Origin of the sequence: Enterococcus sp. DIV0755b, assembly GCF_051713765.1 — a bacterium.
Lineage (GTDB): Bacteria > Bacillota > Bacilli > Lactobacillales > Enterococcaceae > Enterococcus_C > Enterococcus_C canintestini.
Map to the genome: position 1 here is coordinate 765679 of NZ_JBIOQN010000001.1, position 24878 is coordinate 790556.

At 36.6% G+C, this 24878-nt stretch carries 23 protein-coding genes, 1 pseudogene and 1 riboswitch; of the genes and pseudogenes, 23 read left to right on the top strand and 1 reads right to left on the bottom strand.

Going from position 1 to position 24878, the window contains the following annotated elements:
* Positions 1–11 precede the first annotated feature (11 nt).
* The 22 genes and pseudogenes from IGI65_RS03665 (at position 12) to thiT (ending at position 22833) form a co-directional block, all read left to right on the top strand.
* Positions 12–1334 (top strand): TPM domain-containing protein, encoded by a 1323-nt coding sequence (locus IGI65_RS03665; RefSeq protein ID WP_438773269.1) that lies wholly within the window; start codon positions 12–14, stop codon positions 1332–1334.
* A 191-nt stretch (positions 1335–1525) separates the two neighbouring features.
* A complete protein-coding gene (locus tag IGI65_RS03670) occupies positions 1526–2239 on the top strand; it encodes a DUF2087 domain-containing protein (RefSeq protein WP_438773271.1) in 714 nt (237 codons plus the stop codon).
* A 271-nt stretch (positions 2240–2510) separates the two neighbouring features.
* On the top strand, positions 2511–3044 hold the full coding sequence (locus tag IGI65_RS03675) for a MarR family winged helix-turn-helix transcriptional regulator (RefSeq protein WP_071865767.1): 534 nt from the start codon (positions 2511–2513) through the stop codon (positions 3042–3044).
* Positions 3041–3415 (top strand): rhodanese-like domain-containing protein, encoded by a 375-nt coding sequence (locus IGI65_RS03680; protein ID WP_095006063.1) that lies wholly within the window; start codon positions 3041–3043, stop codon positions 3413–3415. Before IGI65_RS03675 ends, IGI65_RS03680 begins: the two co-directional genes overlap by 4 nt.
* 327 nt (positions 3416–3742) lie before the next feature.
* Entirely contained in the window at positions 3743–4696 is a 954-nt protein-coding gene (locus tag IGI65_RS03685) for a metal ABC transporter substrate-binding protein (RefSeq protein WP_438773272.1), read from the top strand.
* 50 nt (positions 4697–4746) lie between these two features.
* The gene (locus tag IGI65_RS03690) at positions 4747–5427 is read left to right on the top strand and encodes a metal ABC transporter ATP-binding protein (protein ID WP_071865764.1); all 681 of its coding nucleotides are present in this window, start codon (positions 4747–4749) and stop codon (positions 5425–5427) included.
* A gap of 69 nt (positions 5428–5496) precedes the next feature.
* Entirely contained in the window at positions 5497–6336 is an 840-nt protein-coding gene (locus IGI65_RS03695) for a metal ABC transporter permease (RefSeq protein WP_071865763.1), read from the top strand.
* Positions 6337–6590: 254 nt separating this feature from the next.
* Complete coding sequence (gene purR / locus IGI65_RS03700; protein WP_016173096.1) at positions 6591–7409, top strand: pur operon repressor; 819 nt, start codon at positions 6591–6593, stop codon at positions 7407–7409.
* 391 nt (positions 7410–7800) lie between these two features.
* Positions 7801–8676, top strand: coding sequence for an alpha/beta fold hydrolase (locus IGI65_RS03705; protein ID WP_438773273.1), 876 nt, complete (start codon positions 7801–7803; stop codon positions 8674–8676).
* Between the two features lie 147 nt (positions 8677–8823).
* Positions 8824–11592 (top strand): sigma 54-interacting transcriptional regulator, encoded by a 2769-nt coding sequence (locus tag IGI65_RS03710; RefSeq protein ID WP_438773274.1) that lies wholly within the window; start codon positions 8824–8826, stop codon positions 11590–11592.
* Positions 11593–11666: 74 nt separating this feature from the next.
* The gene (locus IGI65_RS03715; RefSeq protein WP_071865212.1) at positions 11667–12086 is read left to right on the top strand and encodes a PTS sugar transporter subunit IIA; all 420 of its coding nucleotides are present in this window, start codon (positions 11667–11669) and stop codon (positions 12084–12086) included.
* Between the two features lie 16 nt (positions 12087–12102).
* On the top strand, positions 12103–12573 hold the full coding sequence (locus tag IGI65_RS03720; protein ID WP_071865211.1) for a PTS sugar transporter subunit IIB: 471 nt from the start codon (positions 12103–12105) through the stop codon (positions 12571–12573).
* A gap of 18 nt (positions 12574–12591) precedes the next feature.
* Positions 12592–13383, top strand: a complete 792-nt coding sequence (locus IGI65_RS03725; protein WP_071865210.1) for a PTS mannose/fructose/sorbose/N-acetylgalactosamine transporter subunit IIC — start codon at positions 12592–12594, stop codon at positions 13381–13383.
* Positions 13367–14188, top strand: a complete 822-nt coding sequence (locus IGI65_RS03730) for a PTS system mannose/fructose/sorbose family transporter subunit IID (protein WP_016173090.1) — start codon at positions 13367–13369, stop codon at positions 14186–14188. The genes IGI65_RS03725 and IGI65_RS03730 overlap by 17 nt, the downstream gene beginning before the upstream one ends.
* Before the next feature lie 12 nt (positions 14189–14200).
* Positions 14201–15250 (top strand): SIS domain-containing protein, encoded by a 1050-nt coding sequence (locus tag IGI65_RS03735; RefSeq protein ID WP_438773275.1) that lies wholly within the window; start codon positions 14201–14203, stop codon positions 15248–15250.
* A 23-nt stretch (positions 15251–15273) separates the two neighbouring features.
* Entirely contained in the window at positions 15274–16278 is a 1005-nt protein-coding gene (locus tag IGI65_RS03740) for an SIS domain-containing protein (RefSeq protein WP_438773276.1), read from the top strand.
* A 416-nt stretch (positions 16279–16694) separates the two neighbouring features.
* Positions 16695–18068, top strand: a complete 1374-nt coding sequence (gene glmU / locus IGI65_RS03745; protein ID WP_412256768.1) for a bifunctional UDP-N-acetylglucosamine diphosphorylase/glucosamine-1-phosphate N-acetyltransferase GlmU — start codon at positions 16695–16697, stop codon at positions 18066–18068.
* Between the two features lie 248 nt (positions 18069–18316).
* A complete protein-coding gene (locus tag IGI65_RS03750) occupies positions 18317–19294 on the top strand; it encodes a ribose-phosphate diphosphokinase (protein WP_438773277.1) in 978 nt (325 codons plus the stop codon).
* Positions 19295–19808: 514 nt separating this feature from the next.
* The gene (locus tag IGI65_RS03755; protein WP_438773278.1) at positions 19809–20636 is read left to right on the top strand and encodes a hypothetical protein; all 828 of its coding nucleotides are present in this window, start codon (positions 19809–19811) and stop codon (positions 20634–20636) included.
* 78 nt (positions 20637–20714) lie between these two features.
* A complete protein-coding gene (locus IGI65_RS03760; RefSeq protein ID WP_438773279.1) occupies positions 20715–21035 on the top strand; it encodes a hypothetical protein in 321 nt (106 codons plus the stop codon).
* A 266-nt stretch (positions 21036–21301) separates the two neighbouring features.
* Positions 21302–21765, top strand: a pseudogene (locus IGI65_RS03765) (IS30 family transposase); the annotation flags it as partial.
* Positions 21766–22040: 275 nt separating this feature from the next.
* Positions 22041–22140: riboswitch (TPP riboswitch) on the top strand.
* A 90-nt stretch (positions 22141–22230) separates the two neighbouring features.
* A complete protein-coding gene (gene thiT / locus IGI65_RS03770; protein WP_095006057.1) occupies positions 22231–22833 on the top strand; it encodes an energy-coupled thiamine transporter ThiT in 603 nt (200 codons plus the stop codon).
* 149 nt (positions 22834–22982) lie between these two features.
* On the opposite strand, the gene IGI65_RS03775 is transcribed toward thiT, so the two are convergent.
* Positions 22983–23762 carry a hypothetical protein gene (locus IGI65_RS03775; RefSeq protein ID WP_438773280.1) on the bottom strand — a complete coding sequence of 260 codons (780 nt, stop codon included), beginning with the start codon at positions 23760–23762 and terminating at the stop codon, positions 22983–22985.
* 336 nt (positions 23763–24098) lie between these two features.
* Here IGI65_RS03775 and IGI65_RS03780 point away from each other — a divergent pair, with 336 nt between their 5' ends.
* Entirely contained in the window at positions 24099–24812 is a 714-nt protein-coding gene (locus IGI65_RS03780) for a class A sortase (protein WP_071865201.1), read from the top strand.
* Positions 24813–24878 lie beyond the last annotated feature (66 nt).

The window sequence follows — 24878 nt, forward strand, 5'->3', positions numbered from 1 at the left end:
TGGTGGGGCAGATGAATACAAAAAGCCCGACCAATTCAACGGTTAAGATCGATCAAAGAATTCGAGAATTTTACCAAGGTGTAAAAAAACGTAATCGCATTATGCGATTCATCTTTTTCATGATCATTTTACTTTTTGGTGTCGGATTAGTGGGATCGATTGTAGATAATCACAATTTTACGGCCAAAAAAGCGGAGTATAACGCACAATTACAAACGTTAAATACCCAAAGAGAAGATATTTTAGCGGGTAAAATTCAACCTCCACAAAAATCTTTTGATACGGTTTTAAAGGAAAATATGGCTAAACTTGGCGATTACCCGAGTCAAGCAAACAATTATCAAGTAAACATCAAAGAGACAAATGCGACAATTACAATTAATAAAAATAACATTTTTGTCTCTGATAATGCCAAAATTATCGATGCGGCGACTAAAAAGAAAATTTACAATTTGAATAAACAACTTGCTGCTAGTACAGAAGGTGCCCAGCTAGAGGTTGTGACAGTTAAAGAGTTGCCGGGTGGAGAAGATATTGAAACTTATGCCAATAAAATTTTTAATCAATTAGGAATTGGCGATAAAACGCAAAATAATGGTGTTTTATATTTGGTTGCACTAGATGATCGTAAGTTTCGACTAGAAGTCGGCTATGGTTTAGAAGGGTTGATTCCTGATGCGACCGCAGATGATATCATTAATAATGATGATGTAGTCGATTTATTTAAAGATAAAAACTATAGCAAAGGGATCAGTCAAGTGGTCGGAGAAGTATTTGATTTAATGAATACGAAAACGGCTTTAGTTGATTCGCAAATTGCACAAGTAGAGTCTCAAAAAAATAATTTGAATTTATTTTATTGGGGCTTACGTATTTTCTTTGTGGTGATGATTTTAGTGGCGGTGGTATTGCTGATTAGTTTAAGTCGAGGAATTCGTTATTTAAAAGGAATTTATCAAGACTACCAAACAACTAGCCAACAATTACCGCAAATGTTTACGGATGAAAAAAGTGCGCAACAAACATTAAAACAGACAGAATTGTATTGTGTGATGTTAAGTGGTCTGTTCGTAGCAGCAACGGCCAGCAGCGTGAAACGAGCAGTCATTCAAGGACGTTTATTGAAACAGCCGAATGCCAAAAAATTAGGTTTAGGTCGCGTTTTAATCGGAGACACATTGTATGGCAATTATGGCCAAGTATTGACGCATAGTTATCTGGCCTCTAGTTACAATGCCTCCAATCATAATTCTTCTGGTGGCAGCGGTGGCGGTTCCTGGGGCTCTTTTGGCGGCGGTTCTTCCGGCGGTGGCGGTGCTTCTGGTGGTTGGTAAATAAAATAGGCGGAAAACTTTTTGACAGTTGGTTAAAACTAGCTGCAAGAAAAGTTTTCCGTTTTTTGTTTGATTAAAGAAAACTGTCTGCCGGCATTGGTTATAATTCAAAAAATGTTTGTTTATTTGCAAACGAAAATAAAATATGTTAGTTTATATATAGATTAATAATATTTTAAGGAGGGGTGTTTGTGGATAATTTAAGTGTAGCAGACTATAGTCGGGGTTTTTATCAACAAGGGGAAAAATATCATTGTCTTTATTGCGAGACGGTTGCAGAAAGTGGTTGTGTTTATCCTTATGAAGAAAAATTTTTACAAGCAGAAAAATTTATGCAAGTACACGTTGCTGAAAAGCATCAAGGTCCCTTAGCCGCTTTGTTGCAATTGCCCAAAGAAGAAACGGGTTTGAGTGAAACGCAGCAGGAGATATTGACGCTATTTGCGCAAAATATTGAAGATAAATTTATTGCCCAGCGTCTTGGGGTAACAACTTCTACTGTTAGAAATCATCGTTTTAAGTTAAAAGAAAAACAGCGACAAGCACAAGTTTTTCTTAGCATTATGACACTATTGGCGCAACCAGATATGCTCTTACCTCATCGCAATGCTAAAATGCTAGATGATCGTTACAATATTACCCCAGAAGAGCAACAGAAGGTTTTGGCAACGTATCGCGATGAAAAAGGATATATTAAAACACTTCCCGCTAAAGAAAAGCGTAAACTTATTTTACTGGCAGATATTGTGAGTCATTTTGAGTTTAATAAAAACTATCATGAAACAGCTTTAAATGAAATTTTACAACAATATGTTGCGGATTTTGTGACAGTAAGGCGCTACTTAATAGAATATGATTTTATGGCGCGTACAAAAGACGGCAGTAGCTATTGGCGGGTTAATTAATGAGTAAGAGGTGTGACAAAAGTCTTGTTACACCTCCTATTTCCGATTCAACGGGTAACAGAAGTTAAGTGCGCCTCCTAAGTTAGATTTTCTGGTCTAACTTTTGGGGCGCCTTCAAAGCAGTTACTTCGGGAATTCCGTCTTATTTCTTGAAGCTGGTCGCTTCTGTTACACCTTCTTTTTTATGAGCTTTTTTACTTGTCAAAAAGTGAAAACAAGTATAAACTACATTTTAGTTAGCTGGCTAATTAAATTTGAAAGAAGTGAAAAAATGACGCAATTTACCTTTCATGATCGTCCGGATGCTAAACGTTTTGAACAGACGCTCCAAGCATATCCCAATTTAACTACTCCAGAAGTGGCAGAATCCTTTATTCATTTTCAATGGGCCTATCGTGAAATGCAGCGAGGATACGATCAAGTTTTAGCGCATTATGGATTATCAGAATCTAAATTCATTATTTTAATGTTTTTAAAACAGGCGCATAAACAACAATTAGCTCCTTCTGAAATTGCCGAAAAATTAGGTGCAGCCCGCGCGACGGTTACAAAACTGTTGAATAAGATGGAACAAGATGGTTGGGTGAAAAAGAAAATTGATAAAAAAGACAAGCGTATGGTAAACATTCAATTGCTGCCCCAAGGTGAAAAAGTTGTGACAAATTTTCTACCAGCCAATTTTAAGTCAGTTGCGCTGATTTTCTCTGATTTTTCTGCCACTGAACTAGATCAGCTCTTTTATTTATTAACTAAAATAGAAAAAGGTACCAAAAAACTAAACCAAGAAATGGAGTCTTTATTATGACCACCAATACGAATGAAAAAATTCAATTATTAGAAACTTACTTAAGCCTATATATTAATCACTTTGCCATTTTAGATACGCTAGGCCAAGAAGATTCACCTTATGTAGTTTTGGATGTGAGAAATGCACCTGCAGCAGTGAAAAAAGACCAAATTAAAGGTGCAATCCCATTACCTGCCAAAGATTTGGCACAACATCTTGAAGAGTTAGATAAAACTAAAACATATGTTGTTTATGATTGGACAGGTGGGACAATTCTGGGTAAGACTGCTTTGTTAACTTTACTTTCAAATGGTTTTGAAGCTTATGAGTTGGCTGGGGCACTAGAAGGTTGGAAAGGTATGAACTTGCCAATTGAACCCATTGCTTAATGAATGTTATGGTTAAGACTAGGAGTCTGAATTGATTAGTTAACGGAATAAATAAGAAAAATTTTTAACGAACTGTTTACCAATTGAGGTAGACAGTTTTTTTTATCTTTTCTTTTCTATATAAATAGGAATAAAAATTATTTAATCATTAAAAAGCTAAATATTTTTCAATGTTCATATGAACAAAAACTCCTTTGTTACGGTTTAGACCAGGATTATGACTTTAAATCGTAACATATACGTTTTATCTTGACGGGTTATTTTTTGTCTGTTAAATTAATTCTCGTGACAAATCGTAATTTTACGATTTAATTGAGGAGGACTATCATGAAGAAATATTTAATCGGCCTAGGTATGTTACTAAGTGTGGCTTTTTTAAGCGCTTGTGCCAATGGCAATTCAGATAATCAAGCAAAAACAGATAATGGAAAAATTGAGGCTATCGCGACTTTTTATCCGATGTATGAATTTACCAAAGAAGTTATCGGCGACGAAGGAAATGTTAGCCTGCTTATTTCAGCGGGGACCGAACCCCATGATTATGAACCAAGTGCCAAAGATATTGCCAAAATTTCTGATGCAGATGTTTTTGTCTACAATAGTGAAGAGATGGAAACATGGGTAGATCAAATTGAAGAAAATATTGATGAGAAAAAGACTACGCTAATTGAAGCCTCAGATGGGATTGATTTACTTACAGCAACTTCAGATGGTCATGATGAAGAAGATGAAGACCATGAAGATCACGATCACAGCCATGACAAAGATCCTCACGTTTGGACAGATCCTGTGATGGCGATTAAAGAGGTCAACGAAATAAAAGCAGAACTGAGTGAAAAGTACCCTGCTAAAAAAGCGCAATTTGAAAAAAATGCGGCGGCATATATAAAAAAACTAACAGCTTTAGATCAAGAATATCAAGCTGCTTTTTCAACGGCAAAAAATAAAACATTTGTAGTTCAACATGCAGCTTTTGGTTATTTGGCGCACCAGTACGGGTTGACGCAAGAATCAATTTCAGGCATTTCCCCAGATCAAGAGCCATCTGCGAGCCGACTAGCAGAATTAAAACATTTTGTAGAAGAACACGGGACAAAAGTTATCTACTTTGAAGAAAATGCAAATTCAAAAGTAGCTGAAACATTAGCCAAAGAAACAGGCGTGAAGATGTCTGTTTTAAATCCGTTGGAAAGTTTAACGCAAAAGCAAATGGATGACGGAGAAACTTACATTTCCGTGATGCAACAAAATTTGAAAGCTTTAAAAGAAAGTATTCACTAGGAGTATGGTAAACTTTTAAAAGCGAATTTCAAAAAGAGGAGGCGCAGGCTTTGCGCTATATTGATGTTAAAGATTTAACTTTTTATTATGATGATGAACCAGTTTTAGAAGATATTTCCTACCAAGTCAACGATGGCGAGTTTGTCATTTTAACTGGTGAAAACGGAGCAGCCAAATCTACTTTAATTAAAGCCACTTTAGGACTTTTGAAACCGAGTAAAGGAGAAGTTATGCTGGCAAAAGAAAATGCTAAGGGAGAAAAAATTAGCATTGGTTACATTCCCCAGCAAGTTGCTTCTTTTAATGCCGGTTTTCCTAGTACAGTGGAAGAATTGGTGCGTTCGGGCCGTTATCCGCGGGGGCGTTGGTTTAAGCGTCTGACCAAAAAAGATCATGAACATGTGCAAAAAGCTCTAGAGGCTGTTGGTATGTGGGAAATGCGACATAAAAAAATCGGGGAGCTGTCGGGTGGACAAAAACAGCGGATCAGCTTGGCTCGTATTTTTGCGACAGATCCGGATTTATTTATTTTAGATGAACCGACAACTGGTATGGACGAACAGTCGCGCAATGAATTTTATCGTTTGCTACGTCATAGTGCCCATCAACACGATAAGGCGATTTTAATGATTACCCATGATCACGAAGATATTAAACAATATGCGGATCGTCAAATTCGTTTAGTGCGCAAAGAAGATTCGCCGTGGCGTTGTTTCCATATTGATCGCTAGTAAGGTAACTTTTAGTGGCAAAAATATGTTTAAAAATAGTTGGCGTAGCTGTAAAAAGGAGATTTTATTTTGAGCTTACTAAATTATGAATTTATGCAAAGGGCGATTTTAGCGGCAATTTTTATTGCCGGTATTGCTCCCATGCTGGGCGTTTTTCTAGTGATCCGCCGGCAGTCCTTAATGGCAGATACACTTTCTCATGTTTCATTAGCTGGTGTGGCGTTAGGTTTTTTCTTAAATTTAAATCCCAATCTAACGACGATGTTAGTCGTAGTCGTAGCGGCGATTTTATTAGAATATTTACGGTCGATGTATCGCACGTATTCAGAAATTTCCATTGCCATTTTAATGGCTGGGGGACTCGCGTTAGCTTTAGTTTTAATGAATTTATCTGGTGGCAACTCCGCTACTAGTATTCAGTCGTATCTCTTTGGTTCTATTGTCACGATTACTTCAGGTCAAGTGATTTTCTTAGGCGTTTTATTTGTAATCGTTAGAGTGTTGTTTGCTTTATTCAAACGTCCGATGTACGTGTTAACTTTTGATGAGGATACGGCTCATGTGGATGGTTTGCCAGTTCATTTAATGTCGATGGCTTTTAATGTTTTAACTGGGGTTGCCATTGCAGTGATGATTCCAATTGCAGGAGCATTACTGATTTCGGCAATTATGGTTTTACCAGCGGCGATTTCCATGCGTTTAGGCAAAAGTTTTGACGTGGTAATCTGGATTGCAACTTTTGTGGGGTTATTTGGTATGCTAAGTGGTTTAACGAGTTCTTTTTATTTAGATACCCCACCAGGAGCTACGATTACATTAGTTTTTATCGGTCTATTTTTAGTGGTAAACATAGTAAAAAGACTCGTTGTAGCGCTGCAACGTTCCAAAAATAAAAAAGTTTCACACTAGTAAATTGATTTGATTTTATAAGAAGAATCAGAAAGTCATTATGATTTTCTGATTTTTTTTTGCTTAAAAAAACTTGTTTCCTTCACTAGCTAAAATTATTTTGAATTGTTGGAAATTAACCGCACTATTTTAGAATTTTGACAAGAAAGCGTTCACGTTTCACGAACTATTTTGTCTTTTTTTCAGTTAATGCTCGCTTTTTTTAGAATAAGCCCTTATAATAAGGCGAGAAATTTATCAGGAGAGTGAACAGTGTGAAAGTACGTCGTAGTGAACGATTAATCGATATGACGCATTATTTATTGGAACATCCCCACGAGTTGATTCCTTTAACTTTTTTTGCGAAACGTTACGAATCAGCTAAATCTTCTATTAGTGAAGATCTAGCTATCGTTAAAAAAACATTTAAAGAGCGGGGAACTGGAATTTTAGATACTATTCCAGGCGCTGCTGGCGGTGTTTTATTTGTCCCAGAAATTCCTTATGAAGATGCTAAAAAATATATTACCGATTTGGCAGAACGTTTGTCTGAACAAGATCGTTTATTGCCAGGAGGCTATGTATATTTATCTGATTTACTGGGCGAACCAGAATTATTACGCCAAGTAGGACGCATTATTGCTTCGAAATATTTGGGGCAAAAAATTGATGCTGTAATGACAGTAGCAACTAAAGGAGTACCGATTGCCCAGGCAGTTTCTTCTTATTTAAACGTGCCATTTGTCATTGTGCGACGGGATTCTAAAATTACAGAAGGCTCAACAGTCAGCGTGAATTATGTTTCCGGCTCGTCAGAACGAATTGAAAAAATGGAATTATCAAAACGGAGCTTAAAACGAGGCTCTCGTGTGTTAGTGGTGGATGATTTCATGAAAGGCGGCGGAACGGTGAACGGAATGAAGAGTTTGATTGAAGAATTTGAATGTGAACTCGTCGGCGTCACTGTATTTGCAGAAACGAAATTTAAAGGCATTAAAGCGATTAAAGACTACACATCTTTACTTTATGTCGAAGATGTTGATACGAAAACCAAAACGATTTCAGTTGTACCAGGGAATTATTTTACTGCCTAAGCTAAGGGGTTGTGACAAAATACTTGTCATAACCTCTTTTTATTTTTTATAGCACGTATTAATTGCCCGTTATCCTTAAACTTTAAGAATTAGCGCTCTACGCTAATAAGCTAAAATTTGAAGGAATTTTAGGAGCAATTTATCAAGATTTCGTCTTATTACTTGAGAGTTACCCACGTTTGTTTAGCTTTTCTCGGTGTCTAGCAAAATGAACGAACTCTCTACGGTAATAAGCCAAAATCGTAAGAAATTAAAGAGACAATTTATTCCGATTTCGTCTTATTACTTGAGAGCTGGGCGAGTTCATTTAGCTTTTCATATTATCAGCTTGGCAAAAGTAGACTTTATTTGTATAGTTTAAATAACTAACCTACAGAAAGTTGGCTTTTAAATGGAGTACTATAAAATTAATACCGATAACGGAACGAAGCTGGATTTAATTGTTTTGACAGCAGCAAAGCCAAAAGCGATTATTCAAATTATTCATGGTGCGTTGGAGTATAAGGAACGTTATTTGCCTTTTGCTAAATTTTTGGCAGCGCATCATTTTGTCGTGATTTTATCCGACAATCGCGGTCATGGTGAATCAACTTCTAAGGCAGATCCTTTTGGTATTATGGCAAGTTTTCCTGTGTTAATTAAAGATCAAGAAATTATTAGTGACTTTATTCAAACCAAATATCCTAACTTACCGCTCTATTTGTTTGGTCATTCTTTTGGTTCGATCATTGCGCGTAATTATTTACAAAAAAATGATGCGCGTATTGCTAAAGTGGCATTAACGGGGACCGCAAATTACGTTCCCGTTGTTCCTTTAGGGATTGTGGCGGGTAAGCTATTTTTACGCTTTAATGAAAAAGATAAACAAAATAAATTATTAAACTGGCTTTCTGGCAATATGGGGGTAGAGCATGATTGGCTAAGTAATAATCCGGTGAATAATTTACAGTGCCAACAAGATGAAAAAATGGTGCCGATTTATCCGGTGCGTAGCCTACTGACGATTTGGGAAGGGGACTATCAGCTAAAAAACTACCCTGCTTTTCAATGTCAAAATACGCAATTGCCGATTCTAAGTGTGGTGGGTGCAGAAGATGTAAAAATTACAGGTGGTAAAAAAGGGTTAGCCGATACCATCGCTACGCTAAATAAAATAGGTTATCACAATGTTAAGAGTGTCGAGATGCCAGGGATGAAACATGAAGTATTAAACGAGTATCAAAAAGAAGATGTCTATGACGTACTATTGCAATTTTTTAATGAATAGAGAAGTTGCATAACATTATATATCGTTTTATTAATATTCACTAAAAAAAGGCGGAAACTAGTTAAGTTTCTGTCTTTTTTTGTGGTACATTGTGGCTAAAACTGAAAACGTTTAAAACAACAGTAAAGAAAATAAGTGGGGATAATAATGAAAGAAGAATTGGTAACATATTTAGAAAATCAGACGGCTTTTATTGATCTTCACCATTTAAGTGAAGTTTTTACTGCCCAAAAACTAGCCGAAATTTTTGCGGTAAAACGTAATACGATTAGCCACTATTTAAATCAATTAAATGAAGCGGGAATTTTAGTGAAAATTAATTCGCGACCGGTTTATTATTTTCATAAAGAAGCTTTTGAAAAAGAATTTTTCTTGTTGCGGAATAATTTTTACCAAAGTAGTGAAGAAATTTTAAAAGAGCAACCGCTCTTTGAACAACAAAAAGATTTATTTTCGCTTTTAATCGGTCATGATAAAAGTTTAAGTCGGGCTGTTGAACAGATCAAAACCGCACTTTATTACCCTGACAATGGTTTACCGACTTTAATTACCGGTGAAAGCGGCACAGGTAAAAGTTTTTTAGTTCGTCTAATTCATAAATATTGTTTAGAAAATGAATTAATTAAAGAAGATGCACCGCTAATTACGCTAAATTGCGCTCAATATGCTAATAATCCAGAACTTTTAACGAGTAATTTATTTGGTCATGTAAAAGGAGCTTACACTGGTGCTGACAGTGATAAAATTGGTGCTTTTGAAGCGGCAGATGGGGGGATTTTATTTTTAGATGAGGTACATCGTTTGAATGCAGAAGGACAAGAAAAGCTCTTTACTTATCTGGATCAAGGTATCATTTATCCCATGGGAGCTACAAATCAGCCGGTTAAAGTGAAAACGCGCTTGTTTTTTGCCACGACAGAAGATTTGGAAAGTAGTTTTTTAACGACTTTTATGCGGCGCATTCCCATTCAAGTGACACTGCCACCAATTAATGCCCGCAGTCGCAATGAGCGCTTGGAATTGGTTTATTCATTTTTATTAAGTGAAGTAAGAAAAATCAAACGACCACTAAAAGTCAGCGGTCAAGTCTTAACTTTGCTTACCAGTAGTAGCTTTAAAGGCAATATTGGGGAGTTAAAGAATACGGTCAAGGTCACCGTAGCAAAAGCTTTTGCCGAACAAAAGCAAGCCGCAGAAATTAAAGTGACAATTTATCAATTACCGGAAAAATTACTATTACCGGCAACAGAAAATCTTCAAACTGTTATTCAAAAAGATACAGTAATCACGGAAAATACTACGATTACCCAACTTTTAGAAAAAAATCATCCCCAACAACAACGGGTGATTGCAACTTTTGACCGGATTATCACCGAGTTTTCTAAACAGCAGCAATTGACAGCTTGTGAAGAGCAATTAAAACAAGAAGTTGAAACACTATTTGATTTTTTACTTTTTGAAACTGATCGCCAGCAAAAACAAGAGATGCTGATTTATTTAACCCAATATATTAGAGATACTTTTAAACAAATGGAAAGTGCCTATCAAATCAAATTTAACGGCAATGCGGTGTACGCGATTAGTTACTATTTGTTCCAACGAGGGGCAGGCAAGTGGTACCCAGAAGATGTGGCAATTTTAGGGTTAATTAAAGAGTTAGAACAACAAGTAGCAACCAAATACGCAGCCAGCTACCAATACGTCAAACGGCTTTTGGAATTGTGCCAACCAAAATTGGATTTGGAGATTTCAGAGATGGACTGTATTTTGCTGACAATTTATTTAAATCGGGCAGATTGGCAAAAAGAATTGGGTATCCCTAGAGGTATTATTGTGGCCCATGGTTATGCCACGGCCAGTAGTATCGCCAACGTTGCCAATCGATTTTTAGCAAAAGATATCTTTGCTTCTTTTGATATGCCACTAGATGTCACTCCCCAACAAATTGCCGAAGAAATTTTGGATTACAGTGAGAATCATGATGTTTCCAATGGTTTAGTCATTTTAGTGGATATGGGTTCATTAAAAGAAATTTATCAATTTTTCCCTAAACAAATTACCGCCCCTGTTGTCATTATGAATAATGTCACAACGCCTTTGGCAATTTCCGTCGGGGAAAACTTACAAAAGGCCGCGCCATTAGCAGAAATGATTGAAACTGCGGCCCAACAGACACCACTGGATTGGGAAATCATCTATCCAGCAGAAAATAAAATGAAAGCCTTAATTACTACTTGTTTAACTGGAATTGGCACGGCTACCCATATTAGTCAATTGTTAGAAAAAAGTCTGCCGGCTTCTGTAGAACTGAAAATTTTTCCTTATGAGTACGATGTGTTAAAAGAACAAAAGAAAAATGAGACGATTTTTTCGATGTATGATGTTTTAGGTATTATCGGAACTTCTGACCCAGAGATTGCAGATATTCCTTATCTATCTTTAGAAGAATTAATTTCTGGTGATGAAAATCAGCTATTATCCGAATGGTTAAGTACTTGTTTAACCCCGCTAGAAAATGCAACGTTTAATACAAACGTCATTCGTAATTTCTCTTTAGAAAAAGTCATTGATTCTGTGACGATTTTAGATACCGAAAAAGTAATGGGAGAAATCGAAATTTTTATGCGGGAACTAGAAGCCAATAGTGGGGTCGTTATTAGTAATGCTAAAAAATTAGCGCTGTATGTTCATGTCAGTTGTTTAATTGAGCGCCTCATTCGCAATATTCCGATTGATACCTATGCTGGTTATGAAACATTATACCAGTGTCAAAAACCAGCCTTGGTTGCCATTAAGAATGCATTTAGTGTCATAGAAAACGATTACAGTGTCAAAATCCCTGATTCAGAAATTGCTTACATTTATGACATTGTTTATCAAAAGGTTGACAATACGCCAATTGATGAAGATTTTTAATAAAAGCAAGTTGTTGCCACTAAAGTTGGCACGCAACTTGCTTTTATTTTAGTGTAGGAAATGAGGTGAAGGAAATGGAAAGAAAAATGATTTTAGCTTCCCACGGAAAATTTGCTTCGGGTATTTTAAGCTCGTTGGAATTAATCTGTGGCAAGAATGACAATATAACGACTTTAGATTGTTACATAACAGAAGACTTCGATTTGACAAAAGCTGTCGATGAACTAATGCAGCAAAATGAAGGTGCAGAAGTCGTCGTCGTGACAGACTTGTTTGGTGGTAGTGTGAATAACGAATTCTTACGCTACATTAATCGCGAGCATTTTTACTTAGTAGCCGGGATGAATTTACCATTTCTAATTGAATTTGCAACGCAGTTTACCGTTGTACCGGAATTAAAAACAACGATTACGAGTGTTTTAGACAGCTCAAAAGAAGCTATTCAGTTTTGTAATTTAACGTATCAAACGACAGTAGTAGAAGAAGATTTTTAAAGAGGAGAGAAGAAAGATGATTATTTTAACTCGCGTTGACCACCGCTTATTACACGGCCAAGTTGCTTTTTCTTGGACCCAAAGTTTAGGAGCAGATTGTATTTTAATTGCTAATGATGATGTGCCAAATAATGAGGTTCGTAAAACAACGATTAAATTAGCTAAGCCACAAGGCGTGAAATTGGTAATTAAAAATATTGCTGATTCTATTGCCGCTTTACAAAGCGGTGTGACCGATAAATACAAGCTATTCATTGTAGTTGAATCAATTGGCGATGCTTACAAATTAGCCGAAGCTTATCCTGAGATTAAAAAAATTAATTTAGGGGGAACTAAGGTCAAAGAAGGAACCCGCAGTATTGGCAAAGCAGTCAACGTATTGCCTGAAGAAGAAGAGCTTTTGAAAAAATTAGTCGCCCAAGGTGTAGAAGTCGAAATTCGCCAAGTACCAAATGACAAAAAGGTGAACGTTACAGAAGTTTTGTAAAAGAAAGGTAGTGAAAACATGATTGTCCAAGCAATTTTATTAGGCATTGTCGCTTTTATTGCACAATCAGAATATGCATTAGGGACTTCACTTTTGTCCCGACCAATTGTGACTGGATTATTTACCGGCATCGTTTTAGGGGATGTAAAGACCGGCATTATTATGGGGGCGACTCTTGAATTAGCATTTATTGGTTCATTTTCAGTGGGGGCTTCTATTCCACCTGATGTTGTGACCGGTGGTATCTTAGGAACGGCTTTTGCAATTACCGCAGGAGCAGGGACAGAAACTGCATTATTACTTGGTTTACCGATTGCAACATTAACTTTGATTTTGAAAAATATTTACTTGGGACTTTTAATTCCAATTATGAACCACAAAGCCGATGATTATGCTGCTGAAGGAAATTATAAAGGCGTTGAGCGAATGCATTTATGCGCAGGTTTTGGTTTATCTTTAATGCTTGGATTAATCGTGATGATTTCCTTTATGGTAGGAAGTAAAACAATTGGGAATTTACTGGCGATGATTCCAGAATTTGTCCAACATGGTTTATCCGTTGCAACTGGTTTAATTCCAGCCCTAGGTTTTGCAATGTTAGCTCGTTTATTAATTAATAAAAAAGTGGCACCCTACTTCTTCTTAGGTTTTGCATTAGCAGCTTATTTAGAAATTCCTGTGACAGGTATTGCCATTTTTGGTGCGATTGTTGCAGTTGTCGTAGTCAATTTGATGAATGTGCGTAGCAACCAAGGTCCACAAGTTCAAGCCACTACAGGGGAGGTAGTTGATGATGACGAAGACTTCTAATACCGATTTAAAAATCACTAAAAAAGATTTAAGCAAAGTATTTTGGCGCTCGTTTCAAATGGAGTTTTCATGGAACTATGAACGTCAGATGAATATGGCGTATGCTTACGCGATGATTCCGATTTTAAAAAAATTATATCAAACTAAAGAGCAAATGGCCGATGCGCTGAAACGTCATTTAGAGTTTTTCAATACGACCCCACATATTGTGACGTTAATTTTGGGGATTAATGCGGCAATGGAAGAAGAAAATGTCAATGATCCTGATTTTGATACTTCAGCAATTGACAGTATTAAAACATCATTAATGGGACCTTTAGCTGGGATTGGGGATTCATTTTTCTGGGGCACATTACGTCTGATTGCCACAGGTGTAGGAACTTCTCTAGCATTACAAGGAAATATTTTAGGTCCGATTTTATTCTTGTTGATTTTCAATATTCCGCATATTTTATTCCGCTATTTGGCAACTAGCTGGGGTTATAAATTAGGGACGGGCTTTCTAAAGAAAATTCAAGAAAATGGAATGATGGAAAGTTTAACTTTAGGGGCTTCCATTATTGGATTGATGGTAGTTGGCGGCATGACTGCAACGATGATCGATATTAATTTGCCAATGAAAATCGGTTCAGGTGAAAATGCCGTCACCGTCCAAAGTATTTTTGATGATATTGTACCGAAAATTTTGTGCTTAGGTGTTTTTGGCGCAGTATTCTATCTATTGAAAAAAGAAGTGAAGCCATTAACGATTCTTTTAGGCTTAGCTGTGGTAGGAATCTTAGGTTCATTAGTAGGCATTTTCTAGGAGGTGTAATGGATGGAAACAATGTTGGATTACATCAACGAAGAAGAAGCGACATTGCAAAATATTTTAGCGAATTTTTCTTTAAAAAAAGTTTTAGGTTTTGAAAAAATCGACAATCTGTTAATTTTGGCTACAGGTTCTTCTTACAACGCCTGCTTAGCAGCTAAAGTTACTTTAGAAAAATTTGCCGATATCGCAATTACGATTGAAGAACCATATAACTTCAACCACTATGGTCGCATTTCAAATAGCGTGGATGCTGTTTTAGCAGTTTCTCAAAGTGGCAAGAGTGCATCTACAATTGACGCTGTAGCAAAATTAAAAAAAGAAGGACTCTTTACATTAGCTTTAACTAGTGATGTTACTAGCCCGATTGCAACGGTGGTAGATGAAGTAATCGATCTTGAAATGGGAATTGAAAAAGTTGGTTTTGTGACAAAAGGGTACGTCGCCACTGTACTTCAACTATTTTTACTAGGGTTAACGATTGGTCACAATAAACAAACTCTAACGCAAACGCAGTTGGATTATTACCAAGACCAGCTTAAAAAAGTGATTACAGCCATTCCTGAGACGATTGAAAAAACGAACAATTTCTTTACAGTTTACGAAGCAGTTTTTAAACTCGGAACTCGCTTTATCGCCATTGGCTATGGTCCAAACTGGGGAACTGCAAAGGAATTTGAAACAAAATTTACTGAAACGGTCCGCAAACCTTCGCAAGGTTTTGAATTAGAAGCCTACATGCATGGTCCTTATTTAGAAGCTAATAGTGAGCACACTTTATTCTTTATTGAAACAAACAGTAGCAACGAAGCGCGCTCACAAGCACTAAAAAATTATATGCGTGCTTATGTAGGTCAAAGTCTGACGGTTACGACTGCTAAGGCAAAAGATGAAACAGAGTTAGGTCTGGCTATAGATTGTGATGAATTGGTAACAGCTTTAATCCTAGTCATTCCATTTCAAATTTTAGCTTATAAGATTGCGACAGCTAAAGGGATTGATTTAAGCCAACGGATTTTTGATGATTTTGATCAAGTACTAAAAAGTAAAGTGTAAAAGTAAATAATAGAGGTGGAAAAATGTTAAAATTCAACGAACAAAAACAAATTGATGACATTCAAGGTGCATTAGACTTACGCCCAGAAGTAGAAAAAATTATCGACAGCGTATGGGAAAAAGGTTTTGACAATATTTATTATTTAGGAATTGGCGGAACTTATGCGTCTGCAATGCAAGCTGTAACTTATATCAATGGTAAAAGTAATTTGCCTGCTTATGTGCAACATGCAGCAGAATACTATACAACTGGCAACAAACGCTTAACCAAAGATTCAATTGTCATTTTATCTTCTGTGACTGGCACAACACAAGAAGTAGTTAAAGCGGTGGATGAAATTAAAACAGTAGGGGCAACTTTAATCGGTTTTATTGACACAAAACACAGCCCATTAGCAGAAAAATGTGATCATGTCATCACTTATCCAGCCCCAGGAACAGAACAAATCAAATTCTTTATGGTAGCAGATCGCTTGATGAAAAATAATAGTGAATTTGACGATTACGAAGATTATTATCAAGAACTAGATGCCCATTTAGCTAAGGGCTTAGTGGAAGCAGAAAAACAAGCCGATGCATTTGGTTTAGCATTTGCGGAAAAACACCGTCATGACGCAATGCATTACTTTATTGGTGCCGGCAATCAATGGGGTGCTGTGTACTCTTATGCGATGTGTTATTGGGAAGAACAAAGCTGGTTGCGTTCAAAATCAATTCACGCAGCAGAATTCTTACACGGTACTTTAGAAATTGTCGACGAAACGACACCCGTGACACTTTTCTTAGGGGAAGACGAACAACGTCCATTAGCAGAACGGGTGAAAAACTTATTACCACGTATTTGCGGCAACTATACATTTATTGATTCAAAAGACTACGCGGTTGAAGGAATTAGTGAAAAATACCGTGGACGCGTATTATCATTCTTGTTGATGCATTGTGTAACACAACGAATTGATGCACATGTGGAAAAATTAAATTGTCATCCACTAGAAATTCGTCGCTACTATCGTCAATTTGACTATTAAAATTTTTAAGTCCTACTCGTCTTGTGGCGAGCAGGGCTTTTTTAGCTAGCAGGGATTATCTGAGTTTAGACAAGTCGAAATTAGAGGAGATTTGCAGAACAATTTTGGCTAATTCTGTCTTAATACTATTGGTTGAAGGCATTTTTGCAACTTTTCCACAGTGGATAACTTTTTTGCGGGAGTTTTCTTTGCGAAAATTTTTGTGGAAAATGGGGAAAAGAGTAAAGGCGTTAAAAAGTTATTTTGGGCAAAATTTAAGATTTTTCTTTTAATAAAAAATAAGTCTGCTGTTAAAGACAGGGAAAATAAGGCGTTGTAGAAATTGGTCTACATGGGTTTTCCTTGGTTTACTTGAAATGAGCTGGTGATTGGGATAAACTAAAACGGAAGCGAAAAACTTGAAATGAGGGAAATACATGACAGCGCGTTACGGAATTATTTTAGCGGCCGGTAAAGGCACACGTATGAAATCAAAACTATATAAAGTTTTACACCCAGTCTGTGGAAAACCGATGGTAGAACATATTATGAATCGGGTGGAAGAAACCCATCCACAAGAAATCATTACAATTGTCGGTCATGGCGCAGAGATGGTAAAAGATCAATTAGGTGATCGGAGCGAATATGCATTACAAGCAGAACAGCTTGGTACAGGCCATGCCGTCATGCAAGCAGCCCAATTTTTAGAAGGCAAAAAGGGAACGACCCTCGTTATTAGTGGGGATACACCTCTTTTAACAGCGGAAACATTGAATAATTTATTTGAATACCATCAAGGTAAAAACGCTAGTGCTACGATTTTAACAGCACAAGCTCCGAATCCAACCGGCTACGGTCGCATTATCCGCGACCATGTGGGAATTGTGGAAAAAATTGTTGAACAAAAAGATGCCTCTTTAGAAGAAGCACGGGTAAAAGAAATTAATACCGGCACATATTGTTTTGATAATGAATTGCTTTTTGACGCATTAGGAAAATTAAATACAGATAATGCACAAGGGGAATATTATTTAACTGATATTATTGAAATTTTAAAATCAGAAGGCAAAATTGTTGCCGCTTATCAAACTGAAGATTTCGATGAATCTCTAGGTGTAAATGATCGCGTTGCTTTAGCTGAGGCGAATCGAATTATGCGTAATCGCATCAATCATCAACATATGGTTAACGGAGTAAGCTTTATTAATCCTGAAGCAACTTATATTGATGCTGGCGTTGAAATCGGCGCAGAAACCGTAATCGAACCGGGCGTCTATTTAAAAGGAAAAACGGTTATTGGCAGCGAATGTGTCATTACTTCAGGCTCTGAAATTGTTGATAGTACGATTGGAGATCACGTTATTGTAAAATCATCTTGCATTGAAGAAAGTTTGGTACACGATAATGTTGATATTGGTCCATTTGCCCATCTACGTCCAAAAGCTGAGATTAAAGCTACTGCTCACATCGGTAATTTTGTAGAAGTCAAAAATGCTCAAGTGGGTGAAGGAACTAAAGTTGGTCACCTGACGTATGTAGGGGATGCAACTTTAGGTAAAGAAATTAATGTCGGTTGTGGAGTAGTGTTTGTCAATTATGATGGTAAAAACAAACACCACACCAATGTCGGCGACAATGCCTTTATCGGATCGGCTTCTAATTTAGTCGCACCAGTAAATGTCGGTGAAGGTGCTTTTATCGCAGCAGGTTCTACTATTAATCAAGATGTACCAAAAGATGCAATGGGAATTGCCCGTGCGCGTCAAGTCAACAAAGAAGATTATGCTAAAAAACTTCCGTATCATAAATAAATTTCAATTTTAGTTGAAAATTTCAAAGAAAATAACCGAACTGTATCCTTAATTGAAAAGTGGTATAGTTCGGTTATTTTTTATCGTGCCTTATTTTTAACTTAAGAAATTGGATTTTCCTAAGTCGTTTTCTCATAGAATTCACTTTGAAAACACTTTCCTACTTGATTTATTAAGCAAAAATGTCTACTATTTACTAGGAAGACCAGACAAAGTAGTTTTAATTGCAGAAGAAAGCGGAGGTTCTCATGTCAAATCATTATTTCGATCCAAGATTGAAGATTTTTGCCTTGAATTCAAATCGTCCTTTGGCGGAAAAAATCGCGCAGGCGGTTGGTGTCGAATTAGGAAAATGCTCAGTAAACCAATTTAGTGATGGCGAAATTCAAGTCAACATTGAAGAAAGTATTCGGGGTGCACACGTTTATGTCATTCAGTCCACATCAAGTCCTGTTAATGATAACTTGATGGAATTATTAATTATGATTGATGCTTTAAAACGTGCTAGTGCGAAAACCATTAACGTGGTAATGCCTTATTATGGTTATGCGCGTCAAGATAGAAAGGCACGCTCAAGAGAACCAATTACTGCAAAATTAGTTGCAAATATGATTCAAAAAGCCGGTGCACACCGCGTCTTAACCCTTGATTTACATGCGGCTCAAATTCAAGGATTCTTTGATATTCCAGTGGATCATTTGATGGGAGCACCATTAATTGCTAATTATTTCTTAGAAAAAGGAATTTCAGGCGACGATGTCGTTGTCGTTTCCCCTGACCACGGTGGTGTAACTCGTGCCCGTAAATTAGCGGAATTTTTAAAAGCGCCAATCGCTATTATCGACAAACGCCGTCCGAAAGCCAATGTAGCTGAAGTTATGAACATTATTGGACATGTCGAAGGTAAAATTTGCGTTTTAATTGATGACATGATTGATACAGCGGGTACAATTACGTTAGCTGCAAATGCATTAAAAGAAGCCGGTGCGAAAAGTGTTTACGCTTCTTGTACACATCCAGTTTTATCTGGCCCAGCAATGCAACGGATTCAAGATTCAGCGATTGAACGTTGTGTCGTAACTGATTCAATTAACTTGCCGGCAGATCGTCGCATTGCAAAAATTGATGAAATCTCCGTTGGACCTTTAATGGGAGAAGCCATCAAACGCATTCATGAAAATAAACCAGTAAGTCCATTGTTTGAAACAAAACAACCAACAAAATAAAATAAAACTCCTACCGAAATGGTGTAATTTGAAAAAGTTAGCTTTTACAAATTGTTCCAGCTAGGTAGGAGTTTTTTATCAGGCGGATGTATATTTTAAAGGTAGCCCAAAGAGCTGGCGTGACAAAAGTCTTGTCACACCTTCTGTTTCTAAAGAAGCTGCTCGCTTTCGTCACAACTTCTTGTAAAGACTGCTTGAGCGTTACCCCCGTTCATTATGCTTTTCGAGGTGTCTAGCAAAATAAACAAGCTCTCTACGGCAATAAGCTGAAATTTGAAGAAATTTGGGGAGCAATTTATTAAAATTCCATCTTATCACTTGAGAGTTATCCCCGTTCATTTTGCTTTTCGAGGTGTCTAGCAAAATAAACAAGCCCTCTACGGCAATAAGCCAAAATCGTAAGAAATTAAAGAAACAATTTATTCCGATTTAGTCTTACTGCTTGAGAGCTGATCATGTTCATTATGCTTTTCGAGATATGTTAAAATGAAATTAAAAAGGATAAAGGATTGTTATGAATAAATACATAAAATTACTTGGTTTATTGTTTTTAGTAATCGGTATGACAGGTTGTCAGAAAGTTGATGAAGCAAAAGAAACCATTACTAGTATTGCAAAAGAGCAGGCAAAAGAAAAAAATGGGACTAGTGAGCAAGCTAAAACAGAGACTACTACGGTGACATCTGAAAATCCTCTTAAGTTTTCAGCGGATAATTTAAGTCACAGAGTTTTTTCCGGTAAAGCGAAAACAGCGGATAATAAAGAAGTTGATTTTCAAATGAACTTTAATTTACTGCAAATAAAAGACGCCCTCAATCCCACTGCGCCAACACAAAATAATGTGTTATTAGCAGATGCAGAAGGTACTGGAATTATTGGGAATGGTAAGTTTGAACAGCTCGATTTACAAACGGTGAAATTAAGTGGGCGCAACTGGACGACATATGAACGGGCCTTTTTGACGATGCGCCAAGTTAAAAAAGGTGTATGGGAGGTAGATCTAAAGGCGGCACAAGTACCTTTTGTATCCGCGACGGTACAATATGATGCCAAAAAAACAGCAGCCGTGTTACAAGATGCCAGTAAATTTGGGCAACGGATGACGCCTTATGGTTTAGCGAGTACCAAGTTATTCACAGTACCCGTCACAACCCTTGCAACTGCTCAAGCAGCTGTGGAAAAATCTTACAATTTATTAGCAGCGGAATTAACAGGGCGTACAGAAACTGTGAATAATGAAAAAGTCTTCGTTTTTACTGTGGATAAACCAGTAAATGGGCAAGAAAAAGAAATTGTCGTTGTTCCAAGTAGTGGGGAATATTATTCCCGAATAGCAGAATAAAGTGCAACACTCAGCAATTCTCTGTTGGATGTTTTGTTATAATAAGAGTACCAAATTATTAGAAAGGGTATTTGATAAATGAATCTAGTTATTACTATTTTGATTTTTTTGTTAACCATTCTGTTTATCGTTTTCGGCGTTCAGTTTAGTCGTGGTAAATGGCTAAGATTACTTTCAGGAAATACCTTTGGAGATTTATCAAAAGAAAAAGCAATTTCATTGGGAAGAAAAACTAGTCGTTTAATGTATTTCTCAGCCGTATTTTGTTTATTTATGTGGTGGTGGATCACTTTTAGTGAAAACCAACTGTTGTTTTGGTGTGGAATTGGAATTGTACTAATTGTTAGCGGATTTACTTTGATAAAGGCATTAAAAGAATGGATTCGAACAGGCTACTGATTGAAATTTTGTTGTTTTAAGACTGAGTTGACATAAGTGAGGATTATTTTAAGTGATTGTCGCAGCAAGGATTTCAAGCACCTAAATTGTGAAATGAGATTGGTCTACCTACGAATGTCTTGTCATTAAGGGATTTTTCGGTAGCAATCCTTGTGATTTACTAGAAACGTTGTTTGTTGGTTTTGTTTTTTTAGATAGGAGTCCCTGGAATGTCGTATAACCATTTATCAGCTGAAGAGCGTGGGCAAATAGAAGCGTATCTGAGGGAAGCCGATACTGTAGTGTCTAAGCACAAGGTATCGCAGCGTGTCTGGCAACGTTCATAGAGCGTAAAACAAGGCATTATGTAGCCATTAAGATACCGAATAAGACAGGTAGATCAATGATGGCAGCAATTAAGCGTCTAGTAGAAATGTATCCAAACGGTGTGAAATCAATCACATGCGACCGTGGCAGCGAGTTTGTCAATCAGTTTGAAATCGGGCTCATTGAAGACACTTTTGACTGCAAAATCTATTATGCTAATCCGTGTGCACCTCATGAACGTGGATCTAACGAAAATCATAATGGATTACTCAGAGAATATTTTCCAAAGCCATCTAATTTCAAAAATATCTCTCAAAATAAAATCAATCAAGCTGTTCAAAGTATGAATTTACGGCCACGAAAACTTTTCAAGTGGAAATCACCGCAGCACAAATTTAATTTGGAGTATTCGAAAGCTTTCTAGAAACCAACAAAGCGATTTTGCATTGTTATAAAAAAGAATAAAACGAACAATACTATATATGTAGAAATTGAAACATGATATAATAGATCAAATCACGAACGGTCGTTATACTAAAACAATCATATGTTGCGCTTAATCCTAACATTCGCCATTCTCGTTAAAAAGTTAGTGGATTAAGCAGAAATCTCACTTAAAAAGGAAAAATTCAATCTTAAAAATTCCACAAATAATAAAAAATATGTTATGCTAAGGCCGTTAAAAAAATAAAATAGAACTCGTTCACAAAGGGGAGCCGTTTTGGCTGAGATTGTAGACTACTAAACCCTTCGTACCTGTATCGATCATTCGAGCGTAGGAATTGTGACAAGTCTGAAGTGATACTTCTCCTTTGTCCTGTTATAAAAGTCGGCGGCGTTTTGCCTGCTGTCTGCTTTTTTCGTGACGGTTCTAAAGGAGGATTTTTTTATGGCAAAAAAAATGGAATTACAAGTTTGGGTGGAAGGTACAGTGATAGCTGCTGCGGCGATGGCACTATCGTTTATTCCGATTCAAACGGCAAACTCAGCATTTGATTTATCTTTGGGAATGGTACCACTGGTTTTATATTCCTATCGCCGGGGCTTTATTCCAGGATTAACAGCAGGTTTTGTTTGGGGCTTATTAAGTATCGTAGTGGGAACTGCTATGAAAAATTTTGTTTCAGTGCCACAAATTATTTTTGAATATCCTTTTGCTTTTGCTTTTGGTGGTTTTGGGGGATTATTTGCTAAAAAAATTCAACACGCTATTCATACCCATAGCAATATGACGGTTTATTATATTGCTTTAGGTGGCGTTGTTGCCGCTTTAGCTCGCTGGTTTTGGCACTTTTGGGCGGGTGTGTTCGTTTGGGGAGCTTATGCACCAGAAGGAATGAATCCTTACCTTTACTCTTTTGTCTTTAACGGTGCTTCAGCTTTAGCTAACGCGATTTATGTAGCGGTGGTATTAGGGATTTTAGTTAAAGTAGCACCACAATTATTTATCCCAAAACGCAGCCATTTTAGCTCACCTGTAAAATCAAAATAGTAAAAATTAAACAGATGTTGTGTGTTTGGTTTAAGTAATTAGGCAATAGTCTACTTGTGAATAGAAAAAACGGTTGTGCCAGAATATATTTCTAGCACAATCGTTTATTTTTGGAAAAAGAGCTGTGACAAATTTTTGTCACAGCTCTTTTAATTTGGCATAAATAATAAATCGTTATCTTCATATTCTACATGCCAGCGTCGCTCTGCTTTATTGTAGATAAGCGTGGCAACGAGCATTTCTGGTTTATCATAGCCTAAAGTTACGCTTTGGCGTAAGCCACTTTCTTCTACTAAATAAATGGGCAGATGAAATTCTTTATTTACTATTTCGCTATTTTTCAGACAAAAAATAATTCCTTCTTGAAAAAGAGCCTTCATCTCTTTTAAAAGGGCTAAGTCCAATTTTTCAACAGGTGTGGTTTTTCTAAAAAAGCTACGACGATCATTCAATTTACCTAAAGCAGATTGTGTGATTTTATCTGCTAAAATGCGATAAAACTCATCGAGGTAACGATAATACACTCGGGTTAGGCCATCTTGTAAATCAAAAAAGACAAAATTATTTTGTAACTTATAAAAAAATGGCGAGTGTAAATGCGTTTTCATATGACCGAAATACAATAACTCTGAGATTTCTAAAGGGGTCAATTCTTTTAACATCGCAGCGTCACTAAAATCAATCCATTTTAAATCTTCGTTAATTCGATCTTTGCGAACTTCATCAAAAAAACGATCGACTTTTTCATTTCCTCGAATAATTTTCATACCGGTATGAGCTTCAAATTCGCCATAATTTGAGGAAGGGTCTAAAAGCAGTAAGTTACTTGGATAATGAACAATGCCATGAACAAAATCCGCCGGGCTAATTCCCCGGGCTAAAATCGCATTGCTTGTTGTATCAATATGTACATAGACCATTTCCGGCATTTTTCCCAATCCTCCTTTATCCCACTTTAAGTTATTTTACAATAAACGCTGCGAAAATGCTTGTATCTTTTCTTTTAAAATTATGTTACAACAAGAACACATTTTTGCAATTATCTCAAACCAATTGTAATAATTTTCGGCATAAAAGAAGCTAAATCGGCTATTTTTTATGGTGGGTTTATTGAAACGTGTGGGAAAGTATAAAACAATGCTAAAATATGCTAAAATGACTATAGAAAACGATTTTTTTTAAAAAAATTTTGATAATGAAATAAAAAGATAAAAGTTGCACTGGAAAATGGATAAGAAAATTTTTGAAATCAAGGAGAAAATAACATGAAAAAAAAGTCGCGTTTTAAAAACTGGCTCATTAACATAATGTTGTTATTATTACTACTCGTCGGACTCGGCTTAACGTTTAACAATCAGATCAAAAATTTTTTAATTGAGAAAAATAGTGAAAAGTATGCTGTTTCAGAAGTAACAGCAGCTGAAATTGAAAAAAATCAAAAAAAGCCGGCTTCTTTTGATTTTGATGCGGTTGTTCCCTCCAGCAGCCAAGCGGTTTTTAAAGCGCAATTCACTAATCGGGATTTGCCGACAATCGGTGGTGTTGCGGTTCCTAAAGTGGGGATTAATCTGCCTATTTTTAAAGGTTTGGCCAATGAAGCATTATTGTGGGGAGCAGGCACTTTAGAACCCAATCAAAAAATGGGAGAAGGTAATTACGCTTTAGCTTCACATCGCGCTTATGAACCAGATCTGCTCTTTACGCCATTAGAGCGGGTCAAAAAAGGGGATTTGATTTATTTAACCGACTTAAAAAATATTTACACTTATGAAACGAAAATTATTGTCAGAGTACAACCAACAGAGGTCCAATATTTAGATGTCATCAAAGGAAAAAAATTGGTGACCTTGATTACGTGTGGCGAAATTGAAGGGATCACGCGGACGATTGTGCAAGGAGAGTTAAAAGAAGTAACACCAGTAAATGAGGCGACAAAAGAAATGCGGGATGCCTTTTTATTGCAATCAAAAACGTATTAATGCTATCAGACCATAAGTCATTTCAGCCAACGAAAGGCTAGAATACTTATGGTCTGTTTTTTATGA

What these genes read in the sequence shown, in the direction of transcription:
- IGI65_RS03775 (WP_438773280.1), bottom strand. Translation starts at nt 23,762, where the DNA reads ATGCCGGAAATGGTCTATGTACATATTGATACAACAAGCAATGCGATT.
- IGI65_RS03725 (WP_071865210.1), top strand. Translation starts at nt 12,592, where the DNA reads ATGATTGTCCAAGCAATTTTATTAGGCATTGTCGCTTTTATTGCACAA.
- IGI65_RS03665 (WP_438773269.1), top strand. Translation starts at nt 12, where the DNA reads ATGAATACAAAAAGCCCGACCAATTCAACGGTTAAGATCGATCAAAGA.
- thiT (WP_095006057.1), top strand. Translation starts at nt 22,231, where the DNA reads ATGGCAAAAAAAATGGAATTACAAGTTTGGGTGGAAGGTACAGTGATA.
- IGI65_RS03680 (WP_095006063.1), top strand. Translation starts at nt 3,041, where the DNA reads ATGACCACCAATACGAATGAAAAAATTCAATTATTAGAAACTTACTTA.
- IGI65_RS03685 (WP_438773272.1), top strand. Translation starts at nt 3,743, where the DNA reads ATGAAGAAATATTTAATCGGCCTAGGTATGTTACTAAGTGTGGCTTTT.
- IGI65_RS03780 (WP_071865201.1), top strand. Translation starts at nt 24,099, where the DNA reads ATGAAAAAAAAGTCGCGTTTTAAAAACTGGCTCATTAACATAATGTTG.
- IGI65_RS03760 (WP_438773279.1), top strand. Translation starts at nt 20,715, where the DNA reads ATGAATCTAGTTATTACTATTTTGATTTTTTTGTTAACCATTCTGTTT.
- IGI65_RS03740 (WP_438773276.1), top strand. Translation starts at nt 15,274, where the DNA reads ATGTTAAAATTCAACGAACAAAAACAAATTGATGACATTCAAGGTGCA.
- IGI65_RS03755 (WP_438773278.1), top strand. Translation starts at nt 19,809, where the DNA reads ATGAATAAATACATAAAATTACTTGGTTTATTGTTTTTAGTAATCGGT.
- IGI65_RS03735 (WP_438773275.1), top strand. Translation starts at nt 14,201, where the DNA reads ATGGAAACAATGTTGGATTACATCAACGAAGAAGAAGCGACATTGCAA.
- IGI65_RS03675 (WP_071865767.1), top strand. Translation starts at nt 2,511, where the DNA reads ATGACGCAATTTACCTTTCATGATCGTCCGGATGCTAAACGTTTTGAA.
- IGI65_RS03720 (WP_071865211.1), top strand. Translation starts at nt 12,103, where the DNA reads ATGATTATTTTAACTCGCGTTGACCACCGCTTATTACACGGCCAAGTT.
- IGI65_RS03715 (WP_071865212.1), top strand. Translation starts at nt 11,667, where the DNA reads ATGGAAAGAAAAATGATTTTAGCTTCCCACGGAAAATTTGCTTCGGGT.
- IGI65_RS03750 (WP_438773277.1), top strand. Translation starts at nt 18,317, where the DNA reads ATGTCAAATCATTATTTCGATCCAAGATTGAAGATTTTTGCCTTGAAT.
- IGI65_RS03710 (WP_438773274.1), top strand. Translation starts at nt 8,824, where the DNA reads ATGAAAGAAGAATTGGTAACATATTTAGAAAATCAGACGGCTTTTATT.
- glmU (WP_412256768.1), top strand. Translation starts at nt 16,695, where the DNA reads ATGACAGCGCGTTACGGAATTATTTTAGCGGCCGGTAAAGGCACACGT.
- IGI65_RS03730 (WP_016173090.1), top strand. Translation starts at nt 13,367, where the DNA reads ATGACGAAGACTTCTAATACCGATTTAAAAATCACTAAAAAAGATTTA.
- IGI65_RS03705 (WP_438773273.1), top strand. Translation starts at nt 7,801, where the DNA reads ATGGAGTACTATAAAATTAATACCGATAACGGAACGAAGCTGGATTTA.